This window comes from Azospirillum sp. A1-3, from assembly GCF_023806445.1.
In the GTDB taxonomy this organism is placed as follows: domain Bacteria; phylum Pseudomonadota; class Alphaproteobacteria; order Azospirillales; family Azospirillaceae; genus Azospirillum.
The window spans coordinates 11172-27419 of sequence record NZ_JAMSLU010000006.1 but is presented as its reverse complement, the minus strand read 5'-3'; the positions used below and the strand labels follow the sequence as shown (position 1 = coordinate 27419).

11 protein-coding genes are annotated in these 16248 nt (G+C 69.9%); 9 read left to right on the top strand and 2 right to left on the bottom strand.

Translation table 11 applies throughout. The annotated features are described in order from the left end of the window. Positions 1–186 precede the first annotated feature (186 nt). From M5E06_RS27950 to M5E06_RS27930, 5 genes are all read left to right on the top strand, one after another. Complete coding sequence (locus M5E06_RS27950) at positions 187–2370, top strand: hybrid sensor histidine kinase/response regulator family protein (protein WP_252141056.1); 2184 nt, start codon at positions 187–189, stop codon at positions 2368–2370. Between the two features lie 68 nt (positions 2371–2438). Then, the gene (locus M5E06_RS27945; protein ID WP_252141055.1) at positions 2439–2762 is read left to right on the top strand and encodes a YgaP family membrane protein; all 324 of its coding nucleotides are present in this window, start codon (positions 2439–2441) and stop codon (positions 2760–2762) included. 195 nt (positions 2763–2957) lie between these two features. Beyond that, positions 2958–4727, top strand: a complete 1770-nt coding sequence (gene ggt, locus M5E06_RS27940; RefSeq protein ID WP_109153680.1) for a gamma-glutamyltransferase — start codon at positions 2958–2960, stop codon at positions 4725–4727. A gap of 234 nt (positions 4728–4961) precedes the next feature. Beyond that, on the top strand, positions 4962–5357 hold the full coding sequence (locus tag M5E06_RS27935; protein WP_109153679.1) for a hypothetical protein: 396 nt from the start codon (positions 4962–4964) through the stop codon (positions 5355–5357). Between the two features lie 129 nt (positions 5358–5486). After that, positions 5487–5912, top strand: a complete 426-nt coding sequence (locus tag M5E06_RS27930) for an RT0821/Lpp0805 family surface protein (protein ID WP_252141054.1) — start codon at positions 5487–5489, stop codon at positions 5910–5912. Between the two features lie 14 nt (positions 5913–5926). On the opposite strand, the gene M5E06_RS35925 is transcribed toward M5E06_RS27930, so the two are convergent. Then, positions 5927–6988, bottom strand: coding sequence for an HD-GYP domain-containing protein (locus M5E06_RS35925; RefSeq protein WP_252141053.1), 1062 nt, complete (start codon positions 6986–6988; stop codon positions 5927–5929). Continuing rightward, on the bottom strand, positions 6985–7500 hold the full coding sequence (locus M5E06_RS27920) for a response regulator (RefSeq protein ID WP_252141052.1): 516 nt from the start codon (positions 7498–7500) through the stop codon (positions 6985–6987). The genes M5E06_RS35925 and M5E06_RS27920 overlap by 4 nt, the downstream gene beginning before the upstream one ends. A 297-nt stretch (positions 7501–7797) precedes the next feature. On the opposite strand from M5E06_RS27920, the gene M5E06_RS27915 reads away from it, so the two are divergent. The 4 genes from M5E06_RS27915 (at position 7798) to M5E06_RS27900 (ending at position 16180) form a co-directional block, all read left to right on the top strand. After that, on the top strand, positions 7798–8520 hold the full coding sequence (locus M5E06_RS27915; RefSeq protein WP_252141051.1) for a response regulator transcription factor: 723 nt from the start codon (positions 7798–7800) through the stop codon (positions 8518–8520). A gap of 221 nt (positions 8521–8741) precedes the next feature. Next, the gene (locus M5E06_RS27910) at positions 8742–10424 is read left to right on the top strand and encodes a hybrid sensor histidine kinase/response regulator (RefSeq protein WP_252141050.1); all 1683 of its coding nucleotides are present in this window, start codon (positions 8742–8744) and stop codon (positions 10422–10424) included. Continuing rightward, positions 10424–13900 (top strand): PAS domain S-box protein, encoded by a 3477-nt coding sequence (locus tag M5E06_RS27905; RefSeq protein WP_252141049.1) that lies wholly within the window; start codon positions 10424–10426, stop codon positions 13898–13900. Before M5E06_RS27910 ends, M5E06_RS27905 begins: the two co-directional genes overlap by 1 nt. A 198-nt stretch (positions 13901–14098) precedes the next feature. Continuing rightward, positions 14099–16180: a methyl-accepting chemotaxis protein gene (locus tag M5E06_RS27900; protein ID WP_252141048.1), complete on the top strand. Its 2082-nt coding sequence runs from the start codon at positions 14099–14101 to the stop codon at positions 16178–16180. Positions 16181–16248 lie beyond the last annotated feature (68 nt).

The following is a 16248-nucleotide window of genomic DNA, read 5'->3' as shown; positions in this document are numbered from 1 at the left end:
CGGAGTCTGAAATCGTCAAGGTCCTATTAACCTTGACAAGCTTGACGCAGCGTTATGGCCTTTGGATCATTCCGGTCGATCGGTGCGTCACCAAACCATAGGCAAGCTTTGATCTCTCCCGAAAGGACCGCGCAGCCGGCCAGTGGCACACCGGGTGGCACGCCGGTTCCGCCGGCCTATCATTGGTTGGCCCATCTGCGCGCCAGCCGGCCGCTGCGCATCCTGCTGCTGATCGGCGGGCTGTCGGTTGCCGTGCTGCTGACGGCGACGATCCACTACATCGTCAGCATGCGCGAGCGCGAACTGGCGGGGGCGGAGCGCGAGCTGTCCACCCTGAACCTGTCGCTGGCGGAACAGACGGCCAGCGCGACGCAGAGCGTCGATCTGGTCCTGACCACGATCATCGACCAGATGAAGGCGGACGGCATCGCCACGCCCGCAGACTATGTCCGCCGGATGGGCGGGCGCGACACCTACCAGATGCTGCGGGCGCGGATCTCCGGACTTCCGCAACTGGACGCGGTGACGATGATCGCCGCCGACGGCCACCTGATCAACTTCTCGCGCTATTACCCGATTCCGCCGGTCAACGTGTCCGACCGGGATTATTTCGCCTATCTGCGCGACCATGATACCGACGAGCCCTTCATCAGCGAACCGGTGCGCAACCGCGGCAACGGCAGCTGGACCATCTATCTGGCCCGCCGGATCAGCGGCCCGGACGGCAGTTTCGTCGGGCTGGTGCTGGGCGCCATCGAGCTGAGCTATTTCGAGCGGATCTACAAGGCACTGCAGCCGGATAGCGACGGAAGCATCAGCCTGTGGCGGCGCGACGGCATCCTGCTGGCGCGCCATCCGGTGTTGCCGGACATCGGCCGGGCGGTGGGGCCGCGCCGTTTCCTGCAGGTGCTGGAGCGTGCGAGGTCCGGCGTCTATCTCTCTCCCGGGCTGGATGACGGCGCCCGTCTGGTGGCGACGCGGGCGCTGGCCGACTACCCGCTGGTCGTCAACGTCACCCGCAAGCTGGATGCCGTGCTGAGCGAGTGGCGCATCCAGGCCTGGACCATCGGCGCCGCCGGCGCCGCCGGCATCGCCGCGCTGCTGCTGTCGCTGTGGGCGCTGGCCCGCCAGTTCAGCGCGTACGAGGCGGCAACCTGGGCGATGGACGCCGCCCGCCGCGCGGTGGAGGGGCGGGAGCAGGCCGAGCACGCCCTGCGCCAGAGCCAGAAGATGGAGGCGATCGGCCAGCTGACCGGCGGCGTCGCCCATGATTTCAACAACCTGCTGCAGGCCATTGGCATCAACCTGCATGTCATCGACAGCCGCACCGAAGACGAGCGCATCGCCGGACCGGCGCGGCTGGCCCTGCAGGCGGTGGAGCGCGGGGCGACCCTGACCCAGCATCTGCTGGCCTTCTCGCGCCGGCAGCAGCTTCGCCCGGTCCCGGTCGACGTCGCGGCGCTGGTGGAGCGGGTCAGCCGCCTGCTCGCCCGCACGCTGGGCCAGTCGGTGCAGATCGAGACGGAGCTCGCTCCCGACCTGTGGCCGGCGATGATCGACCCGACCCAGCTGGAAATGGCGGTGCTGAACCTGGCGCTGAACGCCCGCGACGCCATGCCCGGCGGCGGCACGCTGTGGATCCTGGCCGGCAACCGGTCGGTCGGCGCCGGGCCCGTGCTCGGGATGGCGGCCGGCGACTATGTCGTGCTGCGGGTGCGCGACACCGGCACCGGCATGCCGGCCGAGGTGCAGGCCCGCGCCTTCGAACCCTTCTTCACCACCAAGGAGGTCGGGCGCGGCACCGGGCTGGGCCTCAGCATGGTGCATGGGCTGGCGACCCAGTCCGGCGGCGGGGTGGAGCTGGACAGCCGGCAGGGGCTGGGCACCACGGTGACGCTCTATCTGCCGCGCGCGCGTCAGGAGGCGGATACGCCCTCCGCCGGAGTCGCGGCTCCCCCGGCGCCGGAGGCGGAGAAGGCGGACGCGGCCGACGTCGGCGAGGGCTGCGCCGTCCTGCTGGTGGATGACGAGGAACTGGTGCGCAGCGCCACCGCCGGCTATCTGGAACAGGCGGGCTTCGCGGTGCGCGAGGCGGCCGACGCGGCGGCGGCCCTCTCGCTGCTCGACCACGGCTTCCGGCCGGACGTGATCGTCACCGACCACATGATGCCGGGAATGACAGGGCTGGAGATGGCCCGCACCCTGCGCGCCCGTCACGATGCGACGCCGATCCTGATGGTCACCGGCTATGCCGAGGATCTGACCTCCACCGCCGCGGCGCAGGAGGTGGAGCTGACCGTACTGTCCAAGCCGATCGAGCCATCCCGGCTGGTCCGCTCCATCCGCGACATGGCGGTGGTGGAGGGCTGAAGGGAACAGGACGGGACGTCTCGGCGTTGGAAGGGGCGGTTCTCGTCCATTCCAGCTCCGGAGCAGCCATGAACGCCCAATCCACGATCCGCGACGCCTACGACAGCGTATTCGAAGGTCACACCAACATGGGCATGGGCGAGCGCATCGTCTCGACCGGTCTCGGCCTCGCCGTCGCGGCGGGCGGCCTGCGCAAGGGCGCCAGCATCCCCGGCGCCATCATGGGGCTGGTCGGCGCCGCCCTGGTCGCCCGCGGCATGAGCGGCCATTGCCCGGTCAAGGAACGCCTGTCCGGCCACCAGCATGACCGGCTGGGCCATGACGGCCGCCAAGGCGGCTCCTATGGCGAGTCGGGGCATGTCGGCCGTTCGCGCATGGCGGAGACCTACTGACCGGCCGCACGCCGGATCGGATCCGTTCACCGTCTGTCGCATTCCATTCACGGGAATGCGTGACGCCATTAACCCTGATGGTGAATTGTTGGGCAGACCAGCGACGGGGTGAAGACCGGGGAAGGCGGGTGTGACATCCTGCCTTCCCCCGGGCTGCGGCCCCCGACCTGACGTCCCGCTCAGGAGATTCACCGCATGTGGTTCCCCGCTATTCGATCCCGTTCCGCCGTTGCGGCGTTGGCGGCGCTCTGCGTCGGTTCGGCACTCGTGCTGCCGGTGCCGGCGCTCGCCCAGAAGGCCACCTCCGCACCGGCCTCGGTCCGCTACGACATCGGCTACGACATCTTCTATCCCGTCCGCGGCCAGAACGGGATGGTCGCCTCCGAACACCGGCTGGCGACCGAGATCGGCGTCGACATCCTGAAGCGCGGCGGCAACGCGGTCGATGCGGCGGTGGCCGTCGGCTTCGCCCTGGCGGTGGTGCTGCCGAACGCCGGCAATGTCGGCGGCGGCGGCTTCATGGTCGTCCATGATGCCAAGAGCGGCAAGGACGTCGCCATCGACTTCCGCGAGATGGCCCCGGCCAAGGCCTTCCGCGACATGTATCTCGACCAGCAGGGCAAGGTGGTCCCCGACCGCTCGCTCTACACTCATCTGGCGGTCGGCATCCCCGGCACCGTCGCCGGGCTGGCCCATGCGCTGGAAAAATACGGCACGATGAAGCTGGCCGACGTGATGGCTCCGGCGATCAAGCTGGCGCGCGAGGGCTACACCGTCACCCCGCAGCTGGCCGGCCTGCTAGAGGTCGAGCGCGACCATCTGGCGGCGTGGGACGCCACCAAATCCATCTTCTTCAAGGACGGTAGGCCGCTGACCGCCGGCGAGACGCTGGCCAACCCCGACCTCGCCAACTCGCTGGAGATGATCGCCCAGCAGGGGGCGAAGGCCTTCTATGAAGGCGCCATCGCCGAGAAGATCGCGGCGGAGATGGCCAAACACGGCGGCTACATCACCAAGGAGGACTTGAAGGCCTACAAGGTGGTGGAGCGCGAGCCGGTCAGCGGCACCTACCGCGGCTATACGGTCAAGTCGATGCCGCCGCCCAGCTCCGGCGGGACGCACATCATCCAGATGCTGAACATCCTGGAGCGCTGGCCGCTGAAGGACTACGGCCCCGACAGCGCCAAGGCGATCCACCTGATGGCGGAGGCGATGAAGCTCGCCTATGCCGACCGTTCCGAATATCTGGGCGATCCCGACTTCACCAAGGTGCCGGTGAAGGGCCTGACCTCGCGCAAATACGCCGACGAGCTGGCGGCGAAGATCGATCCGGAGAAGGCGACCCCGGCCAGCAGCATCAAGCCCGGCAAGCCGGCCCCCTACGAGAGCGACCAGACCACCCATTTCTCGGTGGCGGACAGCCAGGGCAATGTGGTCAGCACCACCTACACGCTGAACCTCAACTTCGGCAGCGGCATCGTCGCCGAGGGCACCGGCATCCTGCTGAACAACGAGATGGACGATTTCTCGGCCAAGCCGGGCGTTCCCAACGCCTTCGGTCTGGTCGGCGGCGACGCCAACGCCGTCCAGCCCTACAAGCGGCCGCTCAGCTCGATGTCGCCGACCATCGTGCTGAAGGACGGCAAGCCCTGGCTGGTCACCGGCAGCCCCGGCGGCAGCCGCATCATCACCACCACGATGGAGACGGTGATCGACCACATCGACTTCAACATGAACCCGGCCGAGGCCGCCGCCCTGCCGCGCGTCCATCACCAGTGGACCCCCGACGAACTGCGGGTGGAGAAGGGGCTCAGCCCCGACACCGTGCGTCTGCTGGAAGGGATGGGCCACAAGGTGGCGGTGAAGCCGACGATGGGCCGCACCCAGACCATCCAGCTGCGCGACGACGGGCTGTACGGCTATTCCGACCCGCGCAACCCCGACGGCATGACGCTCGGATATTGATGGCGGATATTGACGGCGGATACTGAGGGAGAGGAGCGACGAGGCGCCCGGCGCAGGCCGGGCGTCACATTCCCGTGTACAAAGAAAAAGCGGCGTGCTTTGGTAACCTTTGATCCGCCGTGCCGGGCGGCGCGGGGCCCGAGGGCTCATGCCCGTTTGGGAAAGGCAACGGAACAGTTGGATTAAGGCGGGCCTGTCGGTTAGCCTTTGCAGGAGTAAACCGGAGCATTTGCCGTGGACAAGGCCTTGGTCGAGAAGAACCGCGAGTGGACCTATCAGCGTGAAGGAAAGCAGCCCGTCACCATCCGGGTCGCCGATTTCGAGCGCGAGGGGAAGCGCATCGTCGCCTTCCTGGAACAGACCGACATTGCCAAAGCGGCCGGGTCGCCCCAGCCGGCCGTGAATGATTGGCCCCGCATCGCCGAAGTCTATGCGCAGGAACAGGGCGTGTCGCTGAGCGACATCTATTGGTACGAGCTGCACCCGCGCCGCTTCGCCAATGGCCGGCCCAATGTGTCGGAATACCGCCCCGGCATGGCCGAATGGCGGTTCGAGACCAGCATCCCGCTCGCCCGTGCCATCGTGGAGCAGCTGGGCTTCGACCCCGACAATCTGCCGCTCGACATCTGATCGTCCTGCATACCGCCCTCGACGGAGTCCCGCGCGCAGCCCCTGTGATGCGCCGCGGGACAGGTGTATGATGCCTGCCGGAGCCACGCGACTGGCGGGACCGCGGCCTCGCGTCGTGGCGGGAGACAGATGATGAAGACGGTGCGGAGGGCGGTCGCCCTGGGTGCTGTGATGCTGGCGGCCGTCGCCGCCGCTGCGGTGATGTCGGTTCCGGGAGCGGCGCAGGCGCGCACGTCGGTGTCGGTCGGCATCGGCATTGGGCCGGTTTTCCCAGGCTACGGCTATTACCGCCCCTACCATTATTATGCCCCGCCCCCGCCGGTGGTGCAGTATTACGCGCCGCCGCCGGTCGTCTATGCGCCTCCGCCGCCCGTCCGTTACTACGAGCCGCCGCCGGCCGCGGTCGGCGTCGACCCGGCCGGTCCGGTCTATTATTCGCGCAGTGGTCAGCAATGCCGCGAATACCAGAGCCGCGCCATGGTCGGCGGCCGGTCGCAGCCGGTCTACGGCACCGCCTGTCTCCAGCCCGACGGCACCTGGCGCATCGTCAACTGAGGGCGGCCTTCGGCTCAGACGTCGAGCGGGACCGGATGCGGCAGTTCGTCGGCGTTCTCGTGGTGGATCCTGCAGACCTCGTCCCAGCGCGACAGGAAGGCGTCGAGCAGGGACGGGTCGAAATGCCGGCCACGGTTCTGGACCATGTAGGCGCGCGCCTCCTCCAGCGTCCATGACCGCTTGTAGGGGCGGGTGGAGGTCAGGGCGTCGAACACGTCGGCGATGGCTACGATGCGGCCGGACAGCGGGATCGCGGTCCCGGCCGCGCCGTTGGGATAGCCGCTGCCGTCAAATTTCTCATGGTGGCTGAGCGCGATTTCCGCCGCCAGACGCAGGAGCGGGATGTCGCTGTTGGCCAGGATGCGATGACCCATGGCGGCATGCTGGCGCATCAGCGTCATCTCTTCGGCGGTCAGCCGTCCCGGCTTCAGCAGGATCATGTCGGGAATGCCGATCTTGCCGATGTCGTGCATCGGCGCCGCCTTCTTCAGCTCCTGGGCATAGGCGGCGCCGCAGCCGGCCGCTTCGGCGATCAGCCGGGAATAGAGCGCCATCCGCTCGATATGGGCGCCGGTTTCGGGGTCGCGGTATTCGGAGGCGCGCGACAGGCGGTTGACCAGTTCCTCCCCCTGGCGCTGGAGGGCGGCGGTCACCCGCTCCACCTCGTTGGCCAGCAGGGCGGCGCGGTCGCGCAGCAGGGCGCGGCTCTGGCGCAGGGCCAGCAGGTTGCGCAGCCGCGCCTGCACCTCCGGCACGACGACCGGCTTGGTCAGGAAATCGTTGCAGCCCTCGTCCAGCGCCCGCACGCGGATGTCGACCGCCGTGTTGGCGGTGACCATCACCACCGGGACAGTGTCCAGCCGCGCATCGTCGCGGATGTGGCGCAGCAGCTCCATGCCGTCCATGTCCGGCATCATCTGGTCCAGAAGGATCAGGTCGGGCTCGTTCCCGCGCAGCCACTCGACGGCGTCGAGCGGGCTTTCCATCGTGACCGGGTCGACATCGTCCAGCCGGCGGACGATGGCGGCCATGATGAACAGGTTGGTGCGGTCGTCATCGACGATGAGGATGTTCACCCTGCGGTCTCCGCCTCGTGTTTCCCGGTCTTATGTTCGCCGGTCTTGTGTTCGGCACTCTCGCCCTCTGCCGCCTTGCGGGCGTCGATCAGCCGGCCGGCTTCGGCGAGCAGGGCCTTCAGATCGATTGGTTTCTCGAACGCCGCCTCGGCGCCCAGCAGCCGGGCCATCCCCGGCAGTTCCATCCGCAGGCGCAGGCTGCCGCCGGTCACCGCGATCAGGGGCGGGCGCGATTTCTGCTCCTTCAGCCGCAGGATCACCTCGTACCCGTCAGCCTCCGGCATGATGATGTCGGTCACCACCAGATCGACCGGATGGACGGCCATGATGGCCAGCGCGGCATTGCCGTTCTCCGCCTCCAGCACGCGGTAGCCGGCGCGGAGGAAGGCGATGCGCGCCATCTCGCGGAAATCGGGATCGTCGTCGACCAGCAGGACGGAACCGGCGGAAGCGGCGGCGGGAGCGGGTTTGGGAGCGGGTTTGGGCCGCAGCTCGTAAAGGGTCATGTCCATGGTCGCCGCTTCCGTCTTCCGCCGCACGCCGGCGGGTTGTGCCGGATGGAATTCGCTAAGCCTCACCATAGACGTCCACCGGCGCGCGCACCCGCTGTGTCTGGGATAGCGGAGGCGGGAAATGGGATAGTGGGGATATTATCCCGCGACCGGGAAAATAACCGCGCCGGACGCGGCGGCGGACTATGACCAACGTGAAATACGGCAAAGCCACGAAAACTTAAGATTTCGGCCGGCATAACAGGGAGTGTTGATACCGTTTGACGAGTGTTGGCCGAGGGCGGCGGAGGCTGGTTGATGAAGATCTTGGTGGCAGACGACCATCCCCTGTTCCGGGACGCGCTCGAGCTGTCGATCCGTCAGGCATGGCCGGATGCGGAGGTCGGCTGCATCGGTTCGTTATTGGAACTGCCCGTCTTGCGGAATCCGGACGACGACGCCCCCGCCGCGGTCTTCCGGTACGACCTCATCGTCCTCGACTGGCGCATGCCGGGCGCGGAGGAGAGCGATCCGATCAGCGTGCTGCGCCGGTCGGGGGTCCAGGGGCCGGTCGCCGTCGTGACCGGGGCGGAGGATGCGCTGACCGCGCTGGAGGTGCTGCGCTGCGGCGCCGAAGCCTTCCTGCCGAAGACCACGCCGCGCCGCATCCTGGCCCAGGCCCTGCGTCTGGTGGCGGACGGCGGCAGCTTCGTGCCGAAATGCGTGGCGCTCGACCTGATGCACATGACCGACCTGTCGCTCGACATCGATGAGGCGGAGGAGGGCGATGGACCGTCCCCGGAGGGGGAGGGGGCGCCGTCGTCCCCCCTGACCGAGCGGGAACAGCAGGTGCTGTCGATGCTCGCCACCGGTGCCACCAACAAGGAGATCGGGCGGCACCTCAGCCTTCAGGAGGTGACGGTCAAGCTGCACACCCGCCGCATCCTGCGGAAGCTGGGGGCACGCAACCGCACCGACGCCGTGCGCCGCGCCCAGCAGGCCGGCCTGCTGTCGCGCAGCCTGAACGAAGCGTCGACCTGACCCGCCGCCCGTACGGGCTGCGGTGGATGAGCGGCATGGTGGTATGGAGGGTCGCATAGGGGGCGGCATAGGGGTGGTCCCAGCAGCATGATCCCATCCTTTCTGCTATGGTCACCTCCTGTTCGCTCCGCTGCTCCGGTCGTCCATCTCCGTCCGGCGCCGCAGGGGCGGACGCAACCGCAATACGGCCGCATTCCGAGTCGCTGCAACCCGAGTCGCTGATGAGCCCATCCGACCATTCCCTGTCCGGCCCGCTCGCGGCCCGAACCGTTCCGGCGGTTTCGGCCGGCGTTTCCGGCAGCGGCATGGCGGCGCCGGCGCCCGCGCTCGCCGCGCTGGCCGGAGCGGCGGTGCTTCTGCTCTCCGCGCTCGACCCCCTGCGCGAGGCGTTGCCCTGGCTGCTTCCCCTGATGGCGGCCGGCAGCGGTGCGGCGGGCGGGCTGGCGCTTCTGTCGATCCGGAGCGCGCGCCGCCTTGCGGTCGGAGACGAAAGGCCGCAGGCCCATCCCGCACCGGCTCCCTCCGCATCGGCCGACAGGCCGGACGTGCCGGTGGCGGATAGCTCCGCCGCGATTGCGGCACTTCATGAGGCACTTCAGGAGGCGCTGCGGGAATGCGGCCGACAGGCCAACCAGCGGCTGCGCAGCCAGCAGATCGCGGCGATGGATGCCCGGGCCGACCTTGCCGGCGCCATCGTCCATGACATGAACAACGCGCTGGGCGCGGTTGCCGGCTATGCCGACTTCCTCGTCTGCGACCTGCCGGAGGGCTCGGCCCAGGCCAACTATGCGGGCCGGGTCGTCGCCGCCGTCGACCGCACCCGCTCCGGCCTCCGCCGGCTGGTGGCGGAAGCCAGGACGGAGCCGGTCAATCTGAAGCCCGAACTGGCCGGGATGGTCCTGGACGAGGCCGCGACGCTCCTGCGCTCGGTGCCGGCGCCGCCGGGCAGCCTTTCCATCCGTCATGACGCCGGTACGCCCGATCCCATCTGCAACGCCGGCCTGCTGGCGCGGACGCTGGCCGGACTGGCGGTGGAGATCCTCGCCGCCACCGGCAGGGGCGGCGACGCCCGGCTCTGCCTGCGCGCCTTCTTCCCGGCGGACGCGGACGATCCGGATGCCGATGCCGCCGCGGCCGGCTGGACCGTCCGCCCGCTGCTGACGCCGCTGCCGGGTCCGCACGCCCTGTTCGAACTGCGGGTCGACGGCCCGCCGCTGGCGGACGAGGTTCTGGCGGGGCTGGCCGATCCCCTGCTGGCCGCCCGCAGCTGCTACCGCCGTGGCCAGACGGCCGGGAAGGAGGACGCCCATTGGCCGGCGGCCCTGCAGACGGCGCGGCGCCACGACGGCGGCCTCAGCCTGCTGACCCACCCGGCGGAGGGCATGGCGGTGCGGCTCTACATCCCCGCCGCATCGCCGGCTCAGTCCCAGTTCCCGGCTCCGGCGGCGTCCTTCCCGCGCGTGGCGAAAGCCCCGGCGCGGCACCTCGTCGCGCCGACATACAAGATCCTGGTGGTGGATGCCGATCCGGCGTCCGGCGACCGGTTCCAGGCCGGGCTGGAGCGGCAGGGGTTCGAGGTTTCGGTCTGCGAGGATCTCCGCGAAGCGCTGGAGGTCGTCACCGACGAGCCGGGCTTCTTCGATGCGGTGGTGATCGGGCCGGGACTGAGCGCGCTTCCGGCGGGCAAGGCGCTGGCCGGCCGCCTGAAAGCGCTGCGGGCGGATCTGCCCTGCGTCCTCTACGCCGCGGCGGGCCCTGCTTCCGCGGGGCTGGGGGCCGAGGCCGGCGGTCCGGCCGACCTGCTGCTGCCGCTGCCGGTCGATCTGCCGCGGCTGGCGCGCGGGGTGGCGGCACTCGCCGCGGGCGGTCCGCGGCACGCGGACGATGCGGGAGAGCGGCGCTGATGGGCGGGCGCTTTCATCTGCAAGGCTTCATCGCCGCCATCTGGACGGCGACCCTGGTGATCGCCGCCGGGCTATGGGCGACCGCCCTGGCGCTCGCCCATTACGACAATGCAGAGGCGATGGCGCGGGCGGAGCGCGACAGCGGCAACCTCGCCCGCGTCGTCGCCGAGCAGGCGACCCGGACCATGGCCGAAGCCGACCAGATCCTGCTGTTCCTGATCGACGACTTCCACGAGCATGGCGACAGCTGGAACTCCGGCCTGACCCGCATGCTGCGCCAGGCGGTGGAGCGCTCGGGCATCCTGCTCCAGCTGGCGGTGATCGACGGGCATGGCGACCTCATCCACACCAGCGTGGAGGATGCGCCGGCCCGTGTCCATCTGGCCGACCGCGAGCATTTCCGCGTCCACGTCAACAACCCGAATGCCGGGCTGTTCATCGGCAAGCCGGTGTTCGGCCGGGCGTCCGGCAAATGGTCGATCCAGCTGACGCGGCGCGTCGAAAACAGCGACGGAAGCTTCGCCGGGGTGCTGGTCGCGTCGATCGACCCCTTCTATTTCAGCCGCTCGCTGGAGGAGCTGGACGTCGGCCCCAACGGGGCGGTGGCGATCATCGGCACCGACGGCATCCTGCGCGCCCGTTTGCAGATGAACGACCGCATCGTCGGCCGGGATGTCGGCGAATCGCCGGTTCTGCTGATGGCGCGCCGCCAGCCCACCGGGTTCATGCGCGTCGCCAGCGTGATCGACGGCATTCCGCGCCTCCAGTCCTTCCGGACCCTGACGGCCTATCCGCTGATCGTCATCGCCGCCTTCGACGAGGCGTCCTTCCTGGCCGACACCAGAACGCGGCAGCGGCTCTATCTGCTGGCGGCGGCGGCCTGCAGCCTCGTGCTGGTCGGCATGGCGCTGCTGGCGACGCGGCAGACGGCGCGGCTCGCCGCACTGGCCCGCCGGTTGGCCCAGAGCGAGGAACGCTTCCGCGATCAGGCGGAGACCGCCTCCGACTGGTTCTGGGAGATGGACGCCGACCTGCGATTCTCCCATCTGGCCGGGCCGCTGGTGCCGCACGTCGCCAACGGCACGCTGCCCATCGGATTGCGGCGGGAGGATGTCGCCCTGCGCGAGCCGGGGGATGCCGCCAGGTGGGAGCGGCACCGCCAGTTGATGGAGCGGCGGGAGCCGTTCCGCAATTTCCGCTACCGGGTGATGACGGCGGCGGGCTTGCGCTATTTCAGCGTCAGCGGCCGTCCGATCTTCGACCAGGACGGCCATTTCCGCGGCTATCGCGGCTCCGCCACCGACGTCACCGAGCGGGAGATGGCCGCCAACCGGCTGGCCTCCAGCGAAGCGCGCTATCGCGCCATGTTCGAGGCGGTCGGCCAGCCGATCGTCACCATCGACGAGCATGGGACCGTCGACGCCTTCAACCGCGCGGCGGAGCGGCTGTTCGGCTACCGCGCCGCCGACGTGGTGGGCGGGCCGATGACCCGGCTGATGCCGAGCGCGGTCGGCGCGGTGCATGACGGGCTGCTGGCCACCTACCGCGGGAGCGACGCCGCGGTCCCGCGGTCGGAAGTGCGGGAGCTGACCGGCCGCCGCAAGGACGGCAGCGAGTTCCCGCTGGAGGTGACGCTGGCCGGCTGGCGCGAGGGCGACCGCCGCTATGTCACCGGTGCCCTGCGCGACGTCACCGCCCAGCGCGAGATCGAGGCCAGCCTGCGCCGCGCCAAGGAGGCGGCCGATCAGGCCAACCGCGCCAAGGGCGAGTTCCTGGCGACGATGAGCCACGAGATCCGCACGCCGATGAACGGGGTTCTGGGCGCGCTGGCCCTGGTGGACGGGCCGAACCTGAACGACGACCAGCGCCAGTTGCTGGACGTCGCCAACCGGTCGGGCAACGCGCTGCTGCAGATCATCGACGACATCCTCGACCTGTCCAAGCTGGAGGCCGGCAAGGCGGAGGTCGAGCCGGTCGATTTCGAACTGCGCGCCGTGCTGGGCGACAGCATCGACCTGCTGGAGCCGGCCGCCTGCGGGCGCGGCCTGATCCTGACGCGGGAGGTGGCGCCCGCCGTGCCCGACCGTGTGCGCGCCGACCTGCGCCGCATCCGGCAGGTGCTGGTCAATCTGGTCGGCAACGCGCTGAAATTCACCCACCGCGGCGGCGTCGCCGTGCGGGTCGGGCAGGAGGGGGAGTTGTCGGCGGACGGCACCTTCTTCCTGCGGTTCGAGGTGGCCGACACCGGGATCGGCATCCCGGAGGACGTGCAGCCGACCCTGTTCCGCCGCTTCACCCAGGCCGACAGCTCCACCACCCGGCGCTTCGGCGGCACCGGCCTGGGGCTGGCGATCAGCCGCGAACTGGTGACGCTGATGGGCGGGCAAATCGGCGTGACCAGCGCCGAGGGCAAGGGCAGCACCTTCTGGTTCACCGTCCGCTGCGAACCCGCCGCCGATCCATCGGCCGGCGTGCTCTCCGTGCCCTGCGGGCCGGAAGCGGTGCCGGCGGAGGGCGGGGCGACCCCGTTGCCGTCGGCAGCGTCGGCGAGCCTGCATGTGCTGGTGGCCGAGGACAACGAGATCAACCGCGACATCGTCGTCACCATGCTGCGCCGCGCCGGCCATCGCGTGACCGCGGTGGAGGACGGGCTGCAGGCGGTGCGGCTGGTGGAGGAGGGCGGCTTCGACCTCGTCCTGATGGACGTGCAGATGCCGGTGATGGACGGCGTCACCGCCACCCGGCACATCCGTGCCATGCCGGGCGAGGTGTCCCGCCTGCCGATCGTCGCGCTGACCGGCAACGTCATGCCCAGCCACCGCGCCGAATATCTCGCCGCCGGCATGACCGCCTATCTGACGAAGCCCATCGTGTCGGCCGACCTGTATGACGTGCTGAGGACGGCCGCCGCGCCGCGGGCGGCGGAGGCTGGGGCGGGCGCCGGACCGGACCACACTGCGCCGCCGCAAGGGGAGCCGGAGCAGTCCTCCCCGGCGCGGACCGCCACCCTGCCGCCGCCCGTCCCGCCACCCGCGCCATCCTCCGCGCCGTCGCCCAGCGCCCCGTCGCCCGGCGCCAGGGACCCGGAGCATTGGCGCACGGCGCCGCTGCTGGATGCCCAGCAGGCCGACTCGCTGCGCTCGGTGATCGGCGACGAGGCCTGGATCCAGACGGTGGCGGCCTTCCGGCGGACAGTGGACGACAGCGTGGCCGCAATTCGCGATGGGGCCGGACCGGGAGGGGCGCCCCTGGTCCGTATGGCCCACACGCTGAAGGGAACCGCGGCCAACATCGGCGCCGTGCGGCTCAGCCGTCTGGCCTCGCTGCTGGAACAGCGGGTGCAGAGCCTTGGCGGCTGCCCCGTCGGCGATCCGCTGGCCGAAGCGCTCGGCCCCGTCGCCGATGCCACGCTGGAGGCGCTGTCGTCCCATAGCCAACCGGCGGCCGGCAGCGAAGCCGAACATGCGACGGTATGAGGACATGAAACATCTTGCCGGCGATTGCTTTGTTTCTCGCGGACGGTGAAGTAATTTCCCAAGGAAAACAGCGACCTGCGGTCGCAGATTTTTGGGATTTCCAGTGTTTCCGATGACGAAATGATTTGGAAGGTCTAGAGTGCGTGGTGGTCGGCCGACGCCGATCATTCGTACTCTTAACAAATGAAGTCTTCAAACATGATCGCAGCCGGCAACATTCTCCACGTCATCTCGATCCGGGCGAAGGTTGTGGCGGTCGCGGTGTTCGTCTTCGCCGCGGTCGGCCTGTCCTCGGTCCTCACCATGCGCGACATGGGGCGGCAGACCGATCGCCTGTCCGACGTCCAGCGCGAGACGCACGAGGTGGTCGGCAGCATCATTCCCCTGGTGTCGCTGGTTGGCGAGATCCGGTTCGACGTGGCGCAGACGCAGCAGTGGCTGACCGACGTGTCGGCCACCCGCGGGCTGGACGGGATGAACGACGGGCCGGAAAAGGCGGCGGATTACGCCCGCCGGTTCGCGGAGCACACGGCCAAGGCCACCGAACTGGCGCGGTCGCTGAAGCTGCCGCAGGTGGTGGCGGAGATCGAGCGCACCCACAAGGCCTTCGGCCCCTATTACGAGATGGGCCGGCGCATGGCGCAGGCCTATGTCGATGGCGGCCCGGCGGCCGGCAACCCGATCATGGCCCAGTTCGATCAGGTCGCCGACTCGATGGGCGACAGCCTGGAGGCGCTGGGCGCCAGCGTGGTCGCCGTCAGTTCGGACCGGCTGACGGAACTGACCGCGGACATCGAGGCAGTGCGCGAGTCGGCGGACGGGCTGCGCCGGACCCTGATCGGCGCCGGGCTGGCCATCCTGCTGATGGCGGCGATCTGCGTCGTCTTCCTGGAAGCGGCGATGATCCGCCCGATGGAGCGGCTGCGCCGCGCCATGGTGGCGCTGGCCGGCGGCAACCTGGAGGTCGAGGTCGGCCTGACCGAGCGCCGGGACGAGATCGGTCACATGGCCGACACCGTCCGCGTGTTCCAGGAGGGCGCGCAGGAGAATGCGCGCCTGCGCGTCGCGCAGGAGGAGACCCGCCGCCGCGCCGAGGAGGAGCGGCGCCAGGCGCTGGAGTCGATGGCGGAGAAGGTGGAGCGCGAGACCCGCGTCGCCGTCGACCATGTGGCCGAACGCACCAGCCGCATGAGCAGCAATGCCGGCGCCATGGCGGAATCAGCGGTGCAGGTCAGCGACAATGCCCAGAACGTCGCCGCCGCCGCCCAGCAGGCGCTGAGCAATGCCGAGACCGTCGCCGCCGCGACGGAGGAGCTGTCGGCCTCCATCGGCGACATCGGCATGCAGGTGTCCGCCGCCACGCGGGTGACCGGCCGCGCGGTGGAACGGGCCGGGCTGGCGCGGTCCACCATCGAACGGCTATCGGCCTCGGTCGAGCGGATCGGCGCGGTCGCCCTGCTGATCGGCGACATCGCCAGCCAGACCAACCTTTTGGCGCTGAACGCCACCATCGAGGCGGCGCGGGCCGGCGAGGCCGGGCGCGGATTCGCCGTCGTGGCGAACGAGGTGAAGAACCTCGCCAGCCAGACCGCGCGGTCGACCGAGGAGATCGGCTCGCTGATCGCCGAGGTGGAATCGGTGACGGCATCGGCAGTCGGCGCCGTCGGCGAGGTGTCGGAAACCATCGACGAGGTGGCTGGAATCTCGTCCTCCATCGCCGCCGCGGTGGAGGAGCAGGCGGCGGCGACCCAGGAGATCGCCCGCTCCGTCAGCCAGACCAGCGACGCGGCGAAGGAGGTGTCGGTGCGCATCGGCCGTGTCTCCGCCGAGGCCGACGCGACCCAGAGCCGCGCCGGAGAGGTGCGGACGGTCGCCGTCGACGTGGCCGGCGGCATCGACGCCCTGCGCAATGTGCTGATCCGCGTCGTCCGCACCGCCACCGCCGATGTCGACCGCCGCCAGCGCCCGCGCTTCGCCCTGTCGGTCGGCTGCGTGCTGGAGGGGGCCGGCGCCGCCCCGATGCGCGCCACCATCGCCAACCTGTCGGCGGGTGGCGCCATGCTGACCGGCGTGCCGGACCAGTTGATCGGCGGCGTGACCGGCCGGGCGATGACCCTGCGCATCGACGGGGTGGCCCGCCCGCTGACCGCCCGGATCAAGTCCAGCGAGCGCGACCGGCTGCATGTGAAGTTCGACCTGTCCGAGGCCGATCAGGAGGCGTTCGACCGCGAGGTGGAGCGCCTGACGCGCGGCCTGACGCCGATGGCGGCAGTGGCGTAAATGGTGATGGCGAGCGGCCCGGGCCGGCCGCTCGGTCGGGAAGAAATGGCCGCCAGCCATGCCTGCCG